Source organism: Nocardioides sp. F233 (genome assembly GCF_057813895.1).
The window spans coordinates 311,396-328,058 of record NZ_JBVASH010000002.1 but is presented as its reverse complement, the minus strand read 5'-3'; the positions used below and the strand labels follow the sequence as shown (position 1 = coordinate 328,058).

The 16,663-nt window shown below is 73.0% G+C and carries 13 protein-coding genes; 6 read left to right on the top strand and 7 right to left on the bottom strand.

Annotated features, from left to right (window positions below):
- Positions 1-13: 13 nt before the first annotated feature.
- The 3 genes from ACZYRU_RS07980 to ACZYRU_RS07970 all read right to left on the bottom strand — a co-directional run bounded on the left by ACZYRU_RS07980 (position 14) and on the right by ACZYRU_RS07970 (position 6,951).
- Positions 14-3,223: an ATP-dependent helicase gene (locus ACZYRU_RS07980; protein ID WP_488956551.1), complete on the bottom strand. Its 3,210-nt coding sequence runs from the start codon at positions 3,221-3,223 to the stop codon at positions 14-16.
- Positions 3,220-6,468 (bottom strand): ATP-dependent helicase, encoded by a 3,249-nt coding sequence (locus ACZYRU_RS07975; RefSeq protein ID WP_488956550.1) that lies wholly within the window; start codon positions 6,466-6,468, stop codon positions 3,220-3,222. Before ACZYRU_RS07975 ends, ACZYRU_RS07980 begins: the two co-directional genes overlap by 4 nt.
- A gap of 69 nt (positions 6,469-6,537) precedes the next feature.
- On the bottom strand, positions 6,538-6,951 hold the full coding sequence (locus tag ACZYRU_RS07970) for a cupin domain-containing protein (RefSeq protein ID WP_488956549.1): 414 nt from the start codon (positions 6,949-6,951) through the stop codon (positions 6,538-6,540).
- 513 nt (positions 6,952-7,464) lie between these two features.
- On the opposite strand from ACZYRU_RS07970, the gene ACZYRU_RS07965 reads away from it, so the two are divergent.
- Both ACZYRU_RS07965 and tpx read left to right on the top strand, forming a co-directional pair.
- The gene (locus ACZYRU_RS07965; RefSeq protein WP_488956548.1) at positions 7,465-9,996 is read left to right on the top strand and encodes an SCO7613 C-terminal domain-containing membrane protein; all 2,532 of its coding nucleotides are present in this window, start codon (positions 7,465-7,467) and stop codon (positions 9,994-9,996) included.
- Between the two features lie 46 nt (positions 9,997-10,042).
- Complete coding sequence (gene tpx / locus ACZYRU_RS07960) at positions 10,043-10,534, top strand: thiol peroxidase (RefSeq protein ID WP_488956547.1); 492 nt, start codon at positions 10,043-10,045, stop codon at positions 10,532-10,534.
- A 16-nt stretch (positions 10,535-10,550) separates the two neighbouring features.
- Here the strand turns inward: tpx and ACZYRU_RS07955 are convergent, their stop codons facing one another.
- Positions 10,551-10,865, bottom strand: coding sequence for an MGMT family protein (locus ACZYRU_RS07955; RefSeq protein ID WP_488956546.1), 315 nt, complete (start codon positions 10,863-10,865; stop codon positions 10,551-10,553).
- Between the two features lie 342 nt (positions 10,866-11,207).
- Positions 11,208-12,416, bottom strand: coding sequence for an adenylyltransferase/sulfurtransferase MoeZ (gene moeZ / locus ACZYRU_RS07950; protein WP_488956545.1), 1,209 nt, complete (start codon positions 12,414-12,416; stop codon positions 11,208-11,210).
- Positions 12,417-12,579: 163 nt separating this feature from the next.
- Between moeZ and ACZYRU_RS07945 the strand changes: the two genes are divergently transcribed.
- Genes ACZYRU_RS07945 through ACZYRU_RS07930 form a run of 4 tightly spaced genes read left to right on the top strand, consistent with a single transcriptional unit; the run spans position 12,580 to position 14,788 of the window.
- Positions 12,580-13,230 carry a TetR/AcrR family transcriptional regulator gene (locus ACZYRU_RS07945; RefSeq protein WP_488956544.1) on the top strand — a complete coding sequence of 217 codons (651 nt, stop codon included), beginning with the start codon at positions 12,580-12,582 and terminating at the stop codon, positions 13,228-13,230.
- A gap of 50 nt (positions 13,231-13,280) precedes the next feature.
- Positions 13,281-13,511: a DUF3107 domain-containing protein gene (locus ACZYRU_RS07940; RefSeq protein WP_488956543.1), complete on the top strand. Its 231-nt coding sequence runs from the start codon at positions 13,281-13,283 to the stop codon at positions 13,509-13,511.
- 58 nt (positions 13,512-13,569) lie between these two features.
- Complete coding sequence (locus ACZYRU_RS07935) at positions 13,570-14,388, top strand: PP2C family protein-serine/threonine phosphatase (protein ID WP_488956542.1); 819 nt, start codon at positions 13,570-13,572, stop codon at positions 14,386-14,388.
- Positions 14,389-14,416: 28 nt separating this feature from the next.
- Positions 14,417-14,788 carry a hypothetical protein gene (locus ACZYRU_RS07930; RefSeq protein ID WP_488956541.1) on the top strand — a complete coding sequence of 124 codons (372 nt, stop codon included), beginning with the start codon at positions 14,417-14,419 and terminating at the stop codon, positions 14,786-14,788.
- Here the strand turns inward: ACZYRU_RS07930 and ligD (ACZYRU_RS07925) are convergent.
- Both ligD (ACZYRU_RS07925) and ligD (ACZYRU_RS07920) read right to left on the bottom strand, forming a co-directional pair.
- On the bottom strand, positions 14,785-15,702 hold the full coding sequence (gene ligD, locus ACZYRU_RS07925; RefSeq protein WP_488956540.1) for a non-homologous end-joining DNA ligase: 918 nt from the start codon (positions 15,700-15,702) through the stop codon (positions 14,785-14,787). The genes ACZYRU_RS07930 and ligD (ACZYRU_RS07925) overlap by 4 nt on opposite strands.
- Positions 15,702-16,631, bottom strand: a complete 930-nt coding sequence (gene ligD / locus ACZYRU_RS07920; protein ID WP_488956539.1) for a non-homologous end-joining DNA ligase — start codon at positions 16,629-16,631, stop codon at positions 15,702-15,704. The genes ligD (ACZYRU_RS07925) and ligD (ACZYRU_RS07920) overlap by 1 nt, the downstream gene beginning before the upstream one ends.
- Between the last annotated feature and the right edge of the window lie 32 nt (positions 16,632-16,663).

The following is a 16,663-nucleotide window of genomic DNA, read 5'->3' as shown; positions in this document are numbered from 1 at the left end:
TCCTGCTGCGGCCTCACCGGAGGAGGGCCTCCACCTCCTCCCTGCCCGGCAGCTCGTCGTGCTCCACGAGCTCGCCGGTCCGTACGTAGAAGAAGCCGGCCCGCACCTGCGCCGGGTCGATCCCCTCGAGCTCAGCCCACGCCAGCCGGTAGAGCGCGAGCTGGAGCGGATCGGCGTCCTGGCGGGCGCTGGTCTTCCAGTCGACGACGAGGTACGAACCGTCGGGTTCGACGTACACGGCGTCGATCCGCCCCCGCACGACCTGTCGCCGGCCCTCCCTCGCTCCGAGGACCAGCGCGAACGGGGCCTCGACCGCGTATGGCTCGCGGCTGCCGAACGGGCCCTCCTCGAACCGGCCGACGAGATCCTTGAGGTCTGCCTCGTCGTCGATCCCGACGTCGGCCCGCCCCGACAGCTCGTCGGGATCGAAGAGTCCCTGCTGGCCGAACCGGGCCTCCACCCACGCGTGGAACCGGGTCCCGAACCGAGCCGCGGGCGCCGGCTGCCGCGGCATCGGCCGGGCCAGGTCGCGGGCGAAGCCCTCGGGGTCGTCACGCAGCCGGCCGAGCGCGGTGGCCGACAACGAGGACGGGAGCTCGACAGTGATCCGGGACGACCGCTCGGCACGGGCCTCCACCAGCAGCCGATCGATCTCGGCGTCCCAGTCGGCCACTCGTGCCGCGTCGACGAGGTCGAGGTCGAGGTCCTCCGTCAGCGACGGGTCCGCGGCGGCGACCCGTTCCGCGGCGTCCAGGCGGCGGGCGGTCTCCGCCCCGACGCCCTCGACCGGCCAGGGGCGCGACGGGTCCACCGCGTCGAACGGGTTGCTCGCTCCCTTCTCCGGCTTGTCCCGCCACTCGACCGGCTCGCCCCACCTGTCACAGAGCTCGCGGATCGTGTTCTGGAAGGTCGACGGGCCGTAGGGGTTCTTGCGGGTCCCCCACAGGAAGGACGTCACCCACAGGTGGTGCTCGGGCCGGGTGAAGGCGACGTACCCGAGGCGGAGCTCTTCCTCCGCCTCGTGCGCGCGGGTCGCGACGCGGTAGGCGTCGAGCGCCGCCTTGTCGTGGCCGACCAGCTTCGGGAGATCAGGAGCATCGCCGCGCAGCGGCGCAGGAAGCACGCTCGGTGACGATGTCCAGAGCGACCTGCCCTGCGTGCTGGGGAAGCGTCCCTCGCCCACTCCCACACAGAAGACGGTCGCCCACTCGAGGCCCTTCGAGCGGTGCACGGTCAGCAGCTTGACCGAGTCGGCCTCGGAGGGCGTGGCGACCTCGAGGCCGTTGCCGGCCTCGTCCTCGGCCGTGAGCCACGCGATGAGTGCGGGCAGCGTGACGTCGCCGTCGACGGCCTGGAAGTCGGCCACTGCCTTCACGAACAGGTCGAGGTTCTCGCGACGGGCCGCGGCCGCTGCACTGACGGACGACGCCAGCTCGACGTCGACACCGGTCACGTCGACGATGCGACGGACCAGGTCGAGCAGCGGCTCGCCGATCGCCGCTCTCAGCTGACGCAGCTCGTCACGGACCAGGGCGAAGCGCCCTCGTGCCTCGGGCGAGTATGCGGCGTCGCCGGGGTCGGCCAGCGCGTCGTCGAGGCACGGGACCTCCGCAGGATCGATGCCGTCGGCGATGGCGACGAGCTGCTCGTGGATCGAGTCCGACTCCTGCCGGCCACCGCGACCGACGAGATCCAGCGCCCGCTGGCCGAGCAGGCGCAGGTCACGAGGACCGATCGCCCAGCGGGGGCCCGCCAGCAGGCTCAGGAGCGAGGCGTTGTCGGTGACGTCCTGGACGAGCTTGAGGGTCGCGACCACCGTCGCGATCTCCGGGAGCCGCACGAGTCCTGCGAGTCCGACGATCTCCACCGGGACGTCGGCGCCGGTGAGGGCGTCGAAGACGGCCTCACCGTGCTGGTTGTCGCGACTCAGAACTGCGATCCGTCCCCACGCAGTGCCGGCGTCGTGGGTTGCCCGCACCTCGTCCACCAGCCAGGCGAGCTCGTCCAGGTGCGTCTCGAAGACCTTGACCCGCACCGATCCCGGATCGGTCGAGCCGTGCTCGAGGGTCGCGACCTTGTCGCCGTACTTGGCCATCAGCGGCGCGGCGAGCGTGTTGGCGACATCGAGGATGCGGGTGTCGGAGCGCCGGTTGACCGTCAACGGCAGCACCGGGACGGGCCGACCGTCGGCGGAGGGGAAGACCTCGGGGAAGTTCACGATGTTGGACACCGAGGCACCGCGCCAGCCGTAGATCGCCTGGTTGGGGTCACCGACCGCCATCACAGGGTGTCCCTCGCCGAAGAGCCGGGCGAGCAGGGTCGCCTGGGCGACCGAGGTGTCCTGGTACTCGTCGAGCAGCACCACCTTGAACCGCTGCCGCTCGAGCGCCCCGACCTCGGGCTGCTCCTGCGCCAGCCGCGCAGCGAGTGCGATCTGGTCGCTGAAGTCCATCAGCCCCAGGTCGGCCTTGAGGCGTCGGTACGACGCCACCAGGCCCATCAGCTCGGCCCGCCGGTCGATCACGTCGATCGCCTTCTGCACTGCCTCCAGGTAGGTCTTGCGGCCCTTCCCGTCGCGCTCGGTGACGAGCTCGCGCTCGAAGGACGCCCGCTCGCGTGCATCGAAGCCGAGGACGTCCGAGGGCCCCACGAGGTGCTCGCTCATCGAGCCGTCGAGGGCGAGGAGGTTCTGGATCACCGTCGGTGGGTGGTCGGACAGCTTGGCGACGGCACCGTCGTGGCGGTCGACCGCACGAGCGCCGAGCTGGTAGCGGGCGGCGTCGGTGATGACGCGGGTGTCGGGCTCGTGCCCGATCCGCAAACCGTGGTCGGTGAGCAGCGCCGCGGCGTAGGCGTTGTAGGTCGCCACGGTCGGCTCGAGCACCTCGGCGTCCTCGTCCGCGGCTGCGCGGGGTCGCTGCAGGTCGAGCACTCCGGCAGCCAGCAGGGCGGCGCGCACCCGCTGGCGCAGCTCGGCCGCTGCCTTGGTCGTGAAGGTCAGACCGAGGATCTCCTCGGGTCGGACCTGGCCGGTCACCACCAGGTAGACGACCCGCGCAGCCATCAACGTGGTCTTCCCGGAGCCGGCGCCGGCGATCACCACCACGGGTGAGAGTGGCGCGGTGATGGCGTGCCACTGCTCCGCGCTGGGTGGGAAGTCCGCCTTCATCACCCGCTGGAGGTCCTCGGGGGTGCGGATCTCGACCGGTCCGGGACTGGTCATCGCTCCACCACCGATCCGGGGCTCTTCACTGGGCACAGCGGCACGAATCCGCAGTCACGGCAATGGTCCCCGGGCACAGCCGGGAACGTCTCGGTGCGCAGCAGCTGCGCGACGCCGGCGATCCGGGTGCGGAGCGCCTCGCGTTCGGGCCCGTCGGGAGCGTGGGCGTCCTGCGCCTGACGGGTGACGTCGGCGGAGCCGTCCTCGAGGCCGAGCTGGATCAGCTCGGCTCCTCCGCTGACCAAGCCGGTCAGGTCCTCGTCCGGACGGTCGAGGGCGCCGGCATCGACGGCGTACTGGTAGAGCGCGAGCTGGACGTGGTCGCGGACCGCCGGACCGGTGGGCTTGCCACGCCCCGTCTTCAGGTCGACCACGATCACTGCCCCGGTGCCGTCGATCTCCACCCGGTCGGCGTACCCGTGGATGCGGACCGGTGTCCCGTCGTCCATGGTGACCACCGTCGCGAAGCGCGCCTCGGTCGCCAGCAGACGTCGGGGGTTCTGCTCGTGCCAGACCAGGAATCGGGCCAGCGCGTTGCGGACGCGTCTGTGCTCGCGCTCCTTGGACCAGGGCGTACGGAAGTCGAGGCGGTCCCACACCCGGTCGACCTCCGCCATGAGTGCATCGAGGTCGCCCGCGATCGTGCCGTCGGCGACCCGTTCGGCGAGGGCGTGGACGAGCTGGCCGAGGTTGGCGGACTGGTGCGACCGCGCCACTCCGCCGGCCTCGTTCTCCAGGAACCACCGGGTCGGGCAGGCCGCGATCGAATCGAGGACGCTGGCGGAGATCGGAACGGGTTGGTCGGTGGCACGGATCGGCTCGACCGACCGCGATGCGGCGCGAGTGCCCCACCAGTTGGCAGGATCGGCCGAGGGAACCAGGGCCCGGCGCCCCGACGACTCGCCGGCCAACCGGGCCAGTCGGCGGGCAGCGGCGGAGCGCAGGGGCTCGGGAGCGTCGGGATCGGCGAGAGTACGGCGCAGCTCGGCCACGAGTCCCGGCAGGGACAGCGGCCGGGGAGGCCGACCGCTGACAGCGACGATGTGGTCGCGATCGGGCACCACTTCCTCGAGGAACCGGGAGGGCTGCTCGCCGTCGTCGTCGGGTGAGGCGACCGCAGTCACCACGAGGCGCTCCCGGGCGCGGGTACAGGCGACGTAGAACAGGCGCCGCTCCTCGGCCAGCAGGGCGCGCGCCGTCACCTCCGGCAGGAGGACACCGGGCCCGATCCGGTCGGCGCGCAGGAGGCTGCTCCGCAGCCTCAGGTCCGGCCAGCCACCGTCCTGGACGTGGGCGACGACGACCAGGCGCCACTCGAGTCCCTTGCTGCGGTGGGCGGTGAGCAGCCGCACGGCCGCGCCACGGGCTCCCCGGTCAGCCAGGGTGTCGGCAGGGATCTCCTGCTGGACGAGGCCGGCCAGGAAGGCCGCCGCCGCGAGGTGCTCACGTCGCTCCTCCATCCGGGCCGCGAGGTCGAAGAGAGCGCACACCGAGTCCAGGTCGCGGTGAGCACGCCGCGCCCCGCCGCCACCCGCCTCGACCCCACGACGCAGCCGCTGCGGCCAGCCGGTCCCGGTCCACAAGGTCCAGAGCAGGTCCTCGGCGCTCGCGCCCGCGGCGGCCTCGGCCCGAGCCCGTAGGAGCAGCCGGGTCAGGACGCGGGCACGTTCGGCCTCGGGGCCATCGAGCCCGTCGAGCGTCGTCGGCGTGACGACCGCGAGCCGCACCAGCTCGCGCGAGCTGCGCGGCGTCCCACCCTCCTGCTGGCAAGCGGCCTTCTCCTGGGTCCGGAGCTGACGCGCGAGCCGGCGGACGTCGCCGGCGTCGAGCCCGCCGAGCGGCCCGGTCAGCAGAGCCTCGGCTCGTCCGGCGTCGACGTAGCCGACGTCGTCGGGATCGTCGACGTCGAGGTTGACGACCGCGCGCAGGGCGTCGAGCAACGGCAGCACGGCAGGGTCCCGCGCCAGCGGGATCTCGTCGCTCGCGACCTCGACCGGGACACCGGCGGCGCCGAGTGCGCGACGAAGGGGGGCGATGCTCGCGCGCCCGGAACGGACGAGCACCGCCATCTCGTCCCAGCCGACGCCGTCCTCGAGGTGGGCGCGGCGGAGCAGATCAGCGAGCCGATCGGCCTCGGCGCGCTCGGTGTCGAAGGTGAACACCTCGACCCGGCCGTCCCCGTGCGGGCCCGGCACGCACTCGGGCGCGAGGAACGCCTCTCGCGCGGCGTCCGGGATGGTGCCCGGAAGACCGATCCGCCCGGCCACCCGCTGCGCAGCCAGCTGGATGCGCGGGCCGAACCGACGCGTCGCCTGCAGCGCGACCACATCGGCCGGGCGGCCGTCGACCTGCGGGAACGCGGTCGGGAAGTCGAGGATGCCGCGCACCTCGGCGCCGCGGAACGCGTAGATCGACTGATGCGGGTCGCCCACGACCACCAGGTCGCGGCCGTCGCCGGCGAGCGCCCGCAGCAGCGCCACCTGGCCCGGGTCGGTGTCCTGGTACTCGTCGACGAAGACGTGCCGGAACTGGTCGCGCAGCTCGGCGCGGTTGGCCTCGGCCTCGATCCGTGCGCGGCGGATCAGGTCGGCGTAGTCGGTCGCGCCCAACGAGTCGAGGGAGGTGAGGTACTGCTCGAGGAACAGCCCGGCCGCCACGAACTCGTCGATGCCCTCCTCCCGCCCGAGGCGGAGGAGGTCGTCGCTGTCGAGCCCCTTCTCGCGGGCCCGGCCGAGCACGGCGTGCACCTCGCGCGCGAACCCGCGAGTGGCCATGGCCTGCCGGAACCGATCGGGCCAGCGCACCGACTCGGGGTGGTCGGCCAGGAGCTCGCGCAGGACGACGTCCTGCTCGGGCGCGGAGAGCAGCCGCAGCGGCGCCTCGTAGAGTCCCGCCGGCGCGTAGCGGCGGACGAGGGCGTAGGCGAAGGAGTGGAACGTCGAGCTGAGCTGGGTGCCGGTCGTGCGGCCCAGGCGCGCAGTGACCCGGTCGCGGAGCTGGTCGGCTGCCTTGCGGGAGAAGGTCAGCGCGAGCACCTGGTCGGGCCGTGCTCCCCGCCGCTCGATCCGGTCGACGATCGCCTCGACGAGGGTCGTCGTCTTCCCGGTGCCGGGGCCGGCCAGGACGAGCAGCGGGCCGCCCGAGTGGTCGACGACCTGGCGCTGGTGCTCGTCGAGCTGCGGCACGGCCGCGGCCGGCGGGGCCGGGGCGAAGCGGTAGCTGGTCGGAGCCGTCGAGGAATCCACGGGCGCCACTCAACCACCCCCGCCCGACACAAACGGGCCCGGTCGGCAGGGGCTGCGCACGAGGCGACGTCAGGCGAGCTCGAAGTCCGCGAAGTCAAAGCCCGGTGAGACCAGGCAGCTGACCAGGGCGTCCTCGCCCGAGACGACGGTCCGCTGCCAGACACCGGCCGGCACCAGCCCCTGTCCGCTCCCCGGCCCGACCACCAGTGACGTCGCGGCCGCCTCGTCCGGGACGGCCCCGTCGCCACCGAGCTCCACCGTGACGGCGCCCTCGTGCGCCAGCCACACCTCGTCGGAGGAGACCCGGTGCCACGCCGACGACTCGCCCGCCGGGAGCAGGAAGTAGATGAGCGTCGCCGTCGGCCGCACGCGCCCGTCCGGCAAGGTCACGCACACCGGTGACGCCCAGGTCTGCCGGTACCACCCGCCTTCAGGGTGCGGCTGCAGGTCGAGCCGGGCGGCGAGGGCAGGACGGTCGGCCATGCGCCCATTCTGCTGGGACCGCACCACGCCCAAAAAGGATGAAGGGCCCTCGTGAGTATGAGTCACAAGGGCCCTTCGGGTGACCAGTACTGGTGACGCTCCCGGTCGACCACCCGGCTGCTGCGATCCCGCGAACCTCGTCACCCGGCTCGCGCGGCCGGCGTCCCCGTGAGGGGCCGCCTCGCTCCGACCCGAAGGTCTCGGCCTGGCCGGCTGGATCGATGCCTTCCGGCTGATCCCGCTCTCCCGGAGGAGTGCGTGGGAGAAGTTCTACGCCCGTCCATCGACGCGTTGCAAGGGGTTCCGGCCAGGTTTTTCGAGGGTTTCTCGTCATCCACCGGCACACGGCGTGTCGTCCACAGCTCGACCCATTCCTGTCCACAGGACAGCCGCCGGTTGTCCCCAACCGGTGGGCAGACCTGTGGACAAACCGGCCGACTGAGTACCGACACTCAGCCGGGACTGAGTGGCGGCCTGCTGTCGGACGAGTACGCGGGGTGGCGCAATGGAGCCATGCGCTACGCCGACCCGATGCTGTGCCCCGACTGCCGCACCGATCTTCCCGCCGGTGCACCCGTCTGCCCGACCTGCGACCTGCTGGTCCGCCACCCGCTGGCCGTCGACCTGTTCGACACCCTCCAGCGGGCCGACGGGATCCTCGCCCGGCTCCGCACCGCGAGCGACACCTTCCACGCCGTACCGAGCACACCTGCTGCACCCGCCGCACCCGTCGGTGCCGCCGCAGCGAGCGCCCTCGGCGGCCCGCTCACCCCGCCAGCAGCCCCGGCGCCGGCCAAGCGCGCTCCGGCGACCGGCCTGCCGTCGTACCCGGCTCCCCCGCTGACGCCCCACAGCCCCGCCGGCGTCTCGTTCGCCTCGGTCCCGAAGATCCTCCTCGGGCTCGGGGCGTTCTGCCTGCTCGTGGCAGCGGTGATCTTCCTGGCCGTGTCGTGGTCGACGCTCGGCGTCGGCGGGCGCACCGCCGTGCTCGCCGCGCTGACGCTCGCGGCCGGCGCGGCGGCCCTGCTGCTGCACCGGGTCGGGCTGCGGATCGCCGGGGAGTCACTCGTCGTGGTGGCGCTCGGGATGCTCGCCCTCGATGTCGTCGGAGCCGGCACCGCCGGCTGGTTCGGCGACGCCGGAGCCGCCACGATCGCCTGCGCCACGGGTGGTGCGGTCGCCCTCGCGGGCGTCGCGCTCGGCCTGGTCCGGGTCGCCGACCAGCCGCGCCTCGTCGCACCGCAGGTGATCGCCGGCATCGGCATCCTGGTCGGGTACGCCGGCGCGGTCGGCGCCACCGACCACTGGCTCGTTGCGGGCCACCTCGTCACCGCGGTGGGGATCGCCGTCGTCCTGCTGGGCCGTCGCGTCGACGCCCCGGTCCTGCTCTGGAGCACCGCCAGCGCGTCCGCCCTCGCCTGGCTGGGCACCGCCGGCGCCGGGTTCGTCGAGTCGGTCCTGACGCCGGACCTCCACCAGCTCTGGGCCGAGGGATCCGGCTGGTCGCTGCTCGTCAGCGCCGCGGTCCTGCTCGTCCCCGGCGCCGTCGCCCGGCACCGCGACCTGCTCCTCGCCGGGGCCAGCGGCTCCGCGATGCTCGTCACCGTCGTGCTCACGCTCCCGTGCGTCGACACCGACGCCCGCACGGTCGGCCTCGTCGCGCTCGGTACGACGGCCGCCTGGGTGCTCGCCCTCGGCGTCCTGCCCCGCTCGGCCCGCATCATCGCCTTCGCTCCTGCGGGAGCCGGGAGCCTGGTGCTCCTGGCGCTGGCGGCCGAGACCGCCGGCACCGCGCTGGACCGCTGGAGCCGGGTGAGCGACGTCTTCGACCGACCGTTCGACGTCCGGCTGACGTCGCCGGACGCCGCCACCGAGCCGCTGCTGCTGGTGCCCTCGCTGCTGACCGTGCTCGCCTGCATCGCGCTCGTCGACCGCGACCGCGCCCGGCGCGCGCTCCCCGTCTGGGCCCGCGTGGCCGGCCTGGTGACCGGCTTCGGTGCCGCCACCACCGTGGCGTCGTACGACGTCCCTCTCGCCGCGCCCGTCGCCGTCCTTGCCTTCACCGCGCTCGGCGCGCTCGCCCTCACCCTGCTCACGACCGGCACCGAGGCGACCGTGTGGGCGGTCGCGGGATCGGCCGTGACGGCCGGTGTCGCGCTGGGCGCGCTGCCGAGCGACGGCCTGGTCCTCACGACCGTCGCGCCCCTCGCCGCCGCCCTGGTCGTCGTCGCGGTCGCGGTTCGGCAGCAGGCCACCCGGGTCGTGGCCGGCATCGGTGCCCCGGCCGCGCTGGGCATCGCGACGGCAGCGGCCGCGATGGTGATCGCCGACGACGCCGCCTGGGTGTCGGTACCGGTCCTCCTCTCCGTCGGCGTGCTCGCCCTGGGCCTCCCCCGGCTCGAGATCGAGCTTCCGGCGATCGCCGTCGCGGCCCTCGCTCTCCCGGTGTCGCTGGTGACCGCCTCCGACGCCGGTGGCTACGCCGCGCTGTGGCTGACGGTCGCCGGCTGCCTGTTCGGCGCGACCGCGCTGCTCCACGAGTCCCGCCGCGGCTGCGCGATCGTCGGCACCGCCCTGCTCCTGCTCGCGAGCTGGGTCCGGCTGGCCGACCTCGAGGTGACGGCTCCGGAGGCGTACACGCTGCCGCTCGCCGTCGGCCTGCTCGGCCTGGGCACGTGGCGGCTGCGGCGCTCGGCCGCGGTCGGCACCCTGGAGGCGCTGCTGCCGGGCCTGCTGCTCGCAACGATCCCGTCGCTGCTGTGGGTGTTCGGCGACCCGGTGTCGCTGCGGGCCCTGGCGCTCGGCGCCGGCTGCCTCGCCCTGACCGTCGCCGGGGCCGCGATGCGCTGGAGCGCCCCGCTGGTGGTCGGCGCGAGCGTCGGTGCGGCGGTGGTGCTGCGCGAGCTCGGGCCGTACGCCGGGGAGTTCCCGAAGTGGGTCTGGATCGGCCTCGCGGGCGCGCTGCTGACCGTCGTGGGCATCACCTGGGAACGCCGCCTGCTCGACGTACGCCAGGCAGTCGGCTTCCTCGGCCGGCTCCGGTGATGGACGGGGTGACGGACGGCTCGGGGGGACCTGCTAGACAAGACGCATGGCTACCACTGCACTCGGGGGCAACCCCGTCAACACCGTCGGCGACCTGCCCACCGTCGGCACCGCCGCTCCGTCGGTCTCCCTGGTCGGCGCGGACTTCGGTTCCGTGACCCTTCCGGAGGGCCAGCGCGCGGTTCTCAACATCTTCCCGAGCATCGACACCGGCGTGTGCGCCGCGAGCGTGCGGAAGTTCAACGAGCTCGCCGCGGGCCTCGAGAACACCGCGGTCATCAACGTCTCCCAGGACCTGCCGCCGGCCCTCAACCGGTTCTGCGGCGCCGAGGGCATCGAGAACGTCCAGGTCGGCTCCGCCTTCCGCTCCTCCTTCGGTGAGGACTACGGCGTCAAGATGACCGACGGCAAGCTCGAGGGCCTGTTCGCCCGCTCGATCGTCGTGCTCGACGCCGACGGCACCGTGCTCCACTCGCAGCTCGTCCCCGAGATCGCGACCGAGCCCGACTACGACGCCGCCGTCGCGGCGCTCGCCTGATCCACCCCGACCTGGCCTAGTCCCCGGTCTCCGGGTCCCAGAAGGCCCGGCGCATGTCGAGGGCGCCGCTGCTGCTGCGCAGCGGCGTCCCCTCGGCGAGGTAGTGCTCGCGGGCCCGGTCGTCGTGGCTGGGTGGGAGCGTGCCGTCGGCACGCACGACCCGCCACCACGGCACCGGGCCGCCGTACCTCGCCATCACCGACCCCACCTGCCGGGGTCCACCTCCCGCGACGGCCGCCACGGCGCCGTACGTCGTCACCCGTCCCGGCGGGACCTGCTCGACCAGGTCGAGCACCCGCTCGACGTACCCCTCGTCCACGAGGCCGATCATGCCGTGCGGCCCGGACAGGCAGAGAGCCCCGTCCGGCCGAACGGGGCTCCCGATGCTCCCTCGGTGCAGCCCGGCTCGTGGTGCCCGGACGCCCTCCGATTGGTGCGACGCGACAGCAAGGCCGCGTGCCAGGAACAACGACGACACGGCGTCGCGGTCACGGCCACGAACGCGACGGAGCGGTTCCGGCGGCAGATCTTCGTCGCACCCCTTGCGCAACACCATGATCTTCGTGTGGGCTGGGTCGTCGCGCCAGATGATCCGCCAGGACCCGGCGCGCGTCGCACCGGGGACAAGAACGGGCCCCGCGATCCGGGAGGATCGCGGGGCCCGTTCGACTGCTCAGTAGCTGGGCTGGCTCGGGTCGATCTGGTTGACCCAGGCCACGACGCCGCCGCCCACGTGGACCGCGTCGTCGTACCCGGCACCCTTGACGATCGCCAGGCACTCGGCCGAGCGGACGCCGCTCTTGCAGTGCAGGACGACCTGCTTGCCGGAGTCGACGGGCGGGAGCTGGGACAGGGCGGTGCCGTTGAGGAAGTCGCCCTTGGGGATCAGGACCGCGCCGGGGATGTGGTTGATCTCGGCCTCGGCGGGCTCGCGCACGTCGATCAGGACGAAGTCGCGGCTGCCCTCCTCCTTCTCCTTGATCATCGAGGCGAGCTGGGTGACCGAGATGGTGGCGTCGACGGCGGCGTCGGCGGCCTCCTCGGAGATCGCACCACAGAAGGCGTCGTAGTCGATCAGGCCGGTGACGGTCGGGTTCTCACCGCACAGCGCGCAGTTGGGGTCCTTGCGGACCTTCAGCTTGCGCCACTCCAGCTCGAGTGCGTCGTAGATGACCAGCTTGCCGATGGCCGGGTCGCCGGCGCCGATCAGCAGCTTGATCGCCTCGTTGACCTGGATCGAGCCGATGCTCGCGCACAGCACGCCCAGCACGCCGCCCTCGGCGCAGGAGGGGACCATGCCCGGCGGCGGCGGCTCGGGGTAGAGGCAGCGGTAGCAGGGGGCGTCGTCGGCCATGGTGGGCGCGAAGACCGAGGCCTGGCCGTCGAAGCGGTAGATCGAGCCCCAGACGTAGGGGATCCCGAGGAAGTACGCCGCGTCGTTGACCATGTAGCGCGTGGCGAAGTTGTCGGTGCCGTCGACGATCAGGTCGTAGCCGCGGAACACGTCCATGACGTTGTCGTTGTCGAGGCGCTCCTCGTGGAGGACCACGTTGACGAGCGGGTTGATCTCGAGGATCGACTCCTTCGCGGAGAGCCCCTTCGCCTTGCCGAGGTCGGACATGCCGTGGATGACCTGGCGCTGCAGGTTGGACTCGTCGACCTCGTCGAACTCGGCGATGCCGAGCGTGCCGACGCCGGCCGCGGCCAGGTAGAGCAGCGCCGGGCTGCCGAGGCCGCCGGCGCCGATCACGAGCACCTTGGCGTTCTTGAGGCGCTTCTGACCGTCCATCGCGACGTCGGGGATGATCAGGTGACGGCTGTAGCGGCGGACCTCGTCGATGGTCAGCTCGGCGGCCGGCTCGACCAGCGCGGGAAAGCTCACGGTGTTGCTCCTCGAGTACTGCAGGTGGATGGGGGTCCAGGGCGAAACGCTGGGGCGGCCCCGGGTTGTTCCCTCGACCCTGCCATCGTCCCTGTCCGGTCCAAGGGCCGGGCGCCACGTCCCGCCATCCGGACCCGGGCTACCAGCGAGTAGTCTCGTGTCCGTGGTGACCGAGCAGTTCGACCTGGACGAGCCGCGGCCGCGCGGCGTACGACTCCCGCGGCGTGAGCGACGCGCTCAGCTGCTGTCCGCTGCCCTGGAGGTCTTCGTCGCCCAGGGCTACCACGCCGCGGCGATGGACGACATCGCCGAGCGGGCCGGCGTCTCGAAGCCGGTGCTCTACCAGCACTTCCCCGGCAAGCTCGAGCTCTACCTCGCGATCCTCGACGCCGCGTGCGACTCGATCATCGCCAACTGTCGCAAGGCACTCGACTCGACCCACGACAACAAGCAGCGGGTGGCGGCGACCATCGACGCCTTCTACGCGTACGTCGGCCACGACACCGGTGCCTTCCGGCTGGTGTTCGAGTCCGACCTCACCAACGAGCCCGCCGTCCGCGGCCACATCGACCGGGTCACCACCGAGTGCGCCGACCTGATCGCGACGGTCATCGCCGAGGACACCGCGTTGCCGCCCGCGGCCTCCCAGCTGCTCGCCGTCTCCCTCGTGGGAATGGCCCAGGTCAGCGCCCGGTTCTGGCTCACCGAGAACGAGGGTGCCATGGCCGGCCTGGGCCGCGACGAGGCGACCGCCCTCGTGGCGGGCCTCGCGTGGCGCGGCATCCGGGGCTACCCCAAGACCGACGAGAACTGACCGACCAGCCTCTGGCTAGGCTGGCGTCCCCACGAACGAGGAGTGTGACCATGACCGTCGAGGTCAAGATCGGTGTGCAGAACACCGCCCGAGAGCTGGTCATCGAGACCGACGAGTCCAACGAGGCCGTCGCGAAGCTGGTCGCGGACGCCATCGCCGCTGACGACGGCGTGATCACGCTGACCGACACCAAGGGCAAGGTCACCGTCGTCCCCGCCGCCAAGCTCGCCTACGTCGAGATCGGCCGCAGCACGGCCGGACAGGTCGGCTTCCGCAGCTGAGCTTGAGCTGGGAACTCCGCGACCCCTCCCGGGCGTTGAACAGGCACGACCCCGGGAGGTGAGCACCGTGCTCCAGTTCCGCTTCGCCGCGCGCAGCGAGACCGGTCGCGTGCGCACCAACAACGAGGACGGCGGCTTCGCCGGCCCCTACCTGCTCTGCGTGGCCGACGGCGTCGGTGGCGCCGAGGCCGGCGAGATCGCCTCGGCCACGACGTCGTACGTCGTCAGCGCGCGGGCCCTGGCCCACCCTGGGCACGAACCGGCGCGGCTGCTCGGGGCGGCGACTCGCGAGGCGCACGCCCAGCTGGCCGCCGGGATCGCCGCCGACCCGCGGCGCACGGGGATGGCGACCACGCTGACCGCAGTGCTGACCGACGGCGTCCACACCGCGCTGGCCCACGTCGGCGACTCCCGGGCGTACCTGCTGCGCCGCGGCGAGCTGAGCCAGCTCTCCCACGACCAGACCCTCGTCCAGTCGATGGTCGACGACGGTCAGCTGACGCCGGCGCAGGCCGCCGCGTCGCCGTACCGCAACGTGGTGCTGCAGGCCGTCGACGGCGAGCACGTGCCCGACCCCGACCTGCTGATGCTCGACCTGCAGCCCGGCGACCGGCTGCTGCTGTGCAGCGACGGACTCAGCGACGTCCTCTCCCCCGCGGCGATCGCGCTCGGGCTCGGTCTCGACAGCCGGTCCATGGCGGTCGACCGGCTGGTGCTCGCCGCGCTCGACGGCGGCAGCCGCGACAACGTGACGGCGATCGTCGCCGACGTGGTCGACGCGCCCCCGATCTCGGCCAACGGCCAGGTGCTGGGAGCCGCCACGGACCTCACGAACGTGGTCGATCCCGCCGCCGTACGCCCGTTGCGCTCTGCCTGAGCACGGCCGCGGGCCCTACACTGGAGGAGTGAGCGCGAAGCGGTCCTACGAGTACGCGCGCCTGTGGGTGCCGCTGTACGACACTGCCGCGCTCGCCGTCCTCCGGCCGGTCTACCTGATCGAGGCCGCCGACGGCTTCGAGGGGATCGCCGCCGAGAAGAACACCACGCTGATGGGCCTGTTCACCGAGCTCGGCCGGGCCGGCTGGCGGATCGACACCACCGCGCAGCGGGTGGACCATCCGTCACCGGAGCTCCAGCTGCTCATCGACGCCACGCTCGACGAGGCCGACCACGCGGTCGCCCCCGACCAGGTGGCGCACGCGGTCGGTTCGGGCGGCGACCCGGCGGGCGCGGTCACCGAGTTCGACGTCTACCCGATGCGGCGGCGCGTCTCCTAGGCGAACAGGTCGCCGTACTCCGCGACCCGGTCCAGCACCTGGCTCGGCGTGAACTGGTCGAGCCCCAGCGGGTCCTGCGCTCCCTCGGCGACCTCGTCCCACCCGACGGGGGTGGCGACCTGGGGACGCGGCGTGCCCCGGAGCGAGTACGGCGCGACGGTGGTCTTCGAGCCGGCGTTCTGGGACCAGTCGAGGAACACCTTCCCGCGCCGGCGGGCCTTCGTCATGGTCGCGGTGACCAGGTCGGGGCGGGCGGCCTGCAGCTCCTCGGCGATCTCCTTGGCCAGCTCGCTGGTCTCGGCCGACGGGAGCGGCTCGGCGAGTGGCGCGTACAGGTGCAGGCCCTTGCTGCCGCTGGTCACCGCGACGGCATCGAGGTCACGCTCGGCGAGCGCCTCCTGGACGAGCAGCGCGACCTGGCAGCACTCGTGCAGCCCGGCGGGCTCGCCGGGGTCGAGGTCGATGACGAGCCGGTCGGCGCCGACCGGCTCGTCGTCCGCGTCGACGGTCCACTGGTGGACGTGCAGCTCGAGGGCGGCGAGGTTGACCGCCCAGACCAGGGTCGGGAGGTCCTCGATGATCGGGAAGACGAGGGTGTCGCCGTGCCGGCTGGGGCCGCGGCTGCCGGTGGTGGGCACCTCGGCCGTGCGCACCCAGCTCGGGGTGCCGCGCGGCGCGTTCTTCTCGAAGAAGCTCAGGTCGCCCACGCCGTGCGGCCAGCGGATCCGGGTGACCGGGCGCCCGGCGAGGTGTGGCAGCAGCACCGGGGCGATCCGCACGTAGTAGTCGAGCACCTCGCCCTTGGTGGTGCCGGTGCTCGGGTAGAGCACCTTCTCCAGGTTGGTCAGCCGCAGGGTGCGGCCCTCGACGTCGACGTGGACCTCGGTCTGGGGGTGCTCGGCCTTCTTCGCCATCACAGGTCCTCGGGGCTCAGGTCGGAGCGCACGCCCTGGTACGACGGCTGCCGGAGCCGCTCGTAGCCGAGCCCGTGCGTGTCGACGTCGACGACCACGACCGGCTCCACCCAGGTGGTCCCCTCGGCGTCGACCCGCGGCACCTCGTCGGCGAACGGGCTGGAGGTGCGGGCCAGCGGGGCGAGCAGGGCGGCGAGCGCGCGGGACTGCTTCGGCCCGACGCCGCTGCCGACCCGGCCGCGGTAGGCGAGCCCGTCGGCGGTCGGCTCCCCCACCAGCAGCGCGGCCAGCCGGTCGCTCGTGCCGACCTGCGGGCGCCATCCCCCGATCACGAACGAGCCGCGGTGCCGGTGCGGGAACTTCAGCCAGTGGTGGCTGCGCTCCCCCGGGCGGTACGTCGAGTCGCGGCGCTTGCTGACGATGCCCTCCAGCCCCTGGGCGCGGGTCGCCTCGAAGAGCATCGCGCCGTCGTCGTACTCGACCGGGACCTGCCAGCCGGAGCGGCCGAGGTCGAGGTCGGCGAGCCGGCGGCGGCGCTCGTGCAGCGCCAGGCCGCACAGGTCCTCGCCGTCGAGGCGGAGCAGGTCGAAGACCATGTAGGTGGCCGTGATCCGCGCCGCCAGGCGTGCCACGGCGGCCGGGTTGCGGACGTGCATCCGCTCGGCGAGGACGCGGAAATCAGGCACGCCGCGCTCGTTGAGCGCGATGATCTCGCCGTCCACCACCAGGTCGCGTACGCCGGCCGGCGGCGTGACCAGCTCCGGCCACGCCGGGGTGATCCGGTTGCCGTTGCGGCTGGTCAGGGTGATGACCCCGCCGTCGAGGGCCGCGAGTGCGCGGACGCCGTCCCACTTGACCTCGTGGCACCACTCCTCGCCCTGCGGCACGTGGGTGCCCGCGGTGGCGAGCATCGGGCGCAGGTCGGGCACGCGCCCATCATGCCGGTACCGCGTAGGCTCGT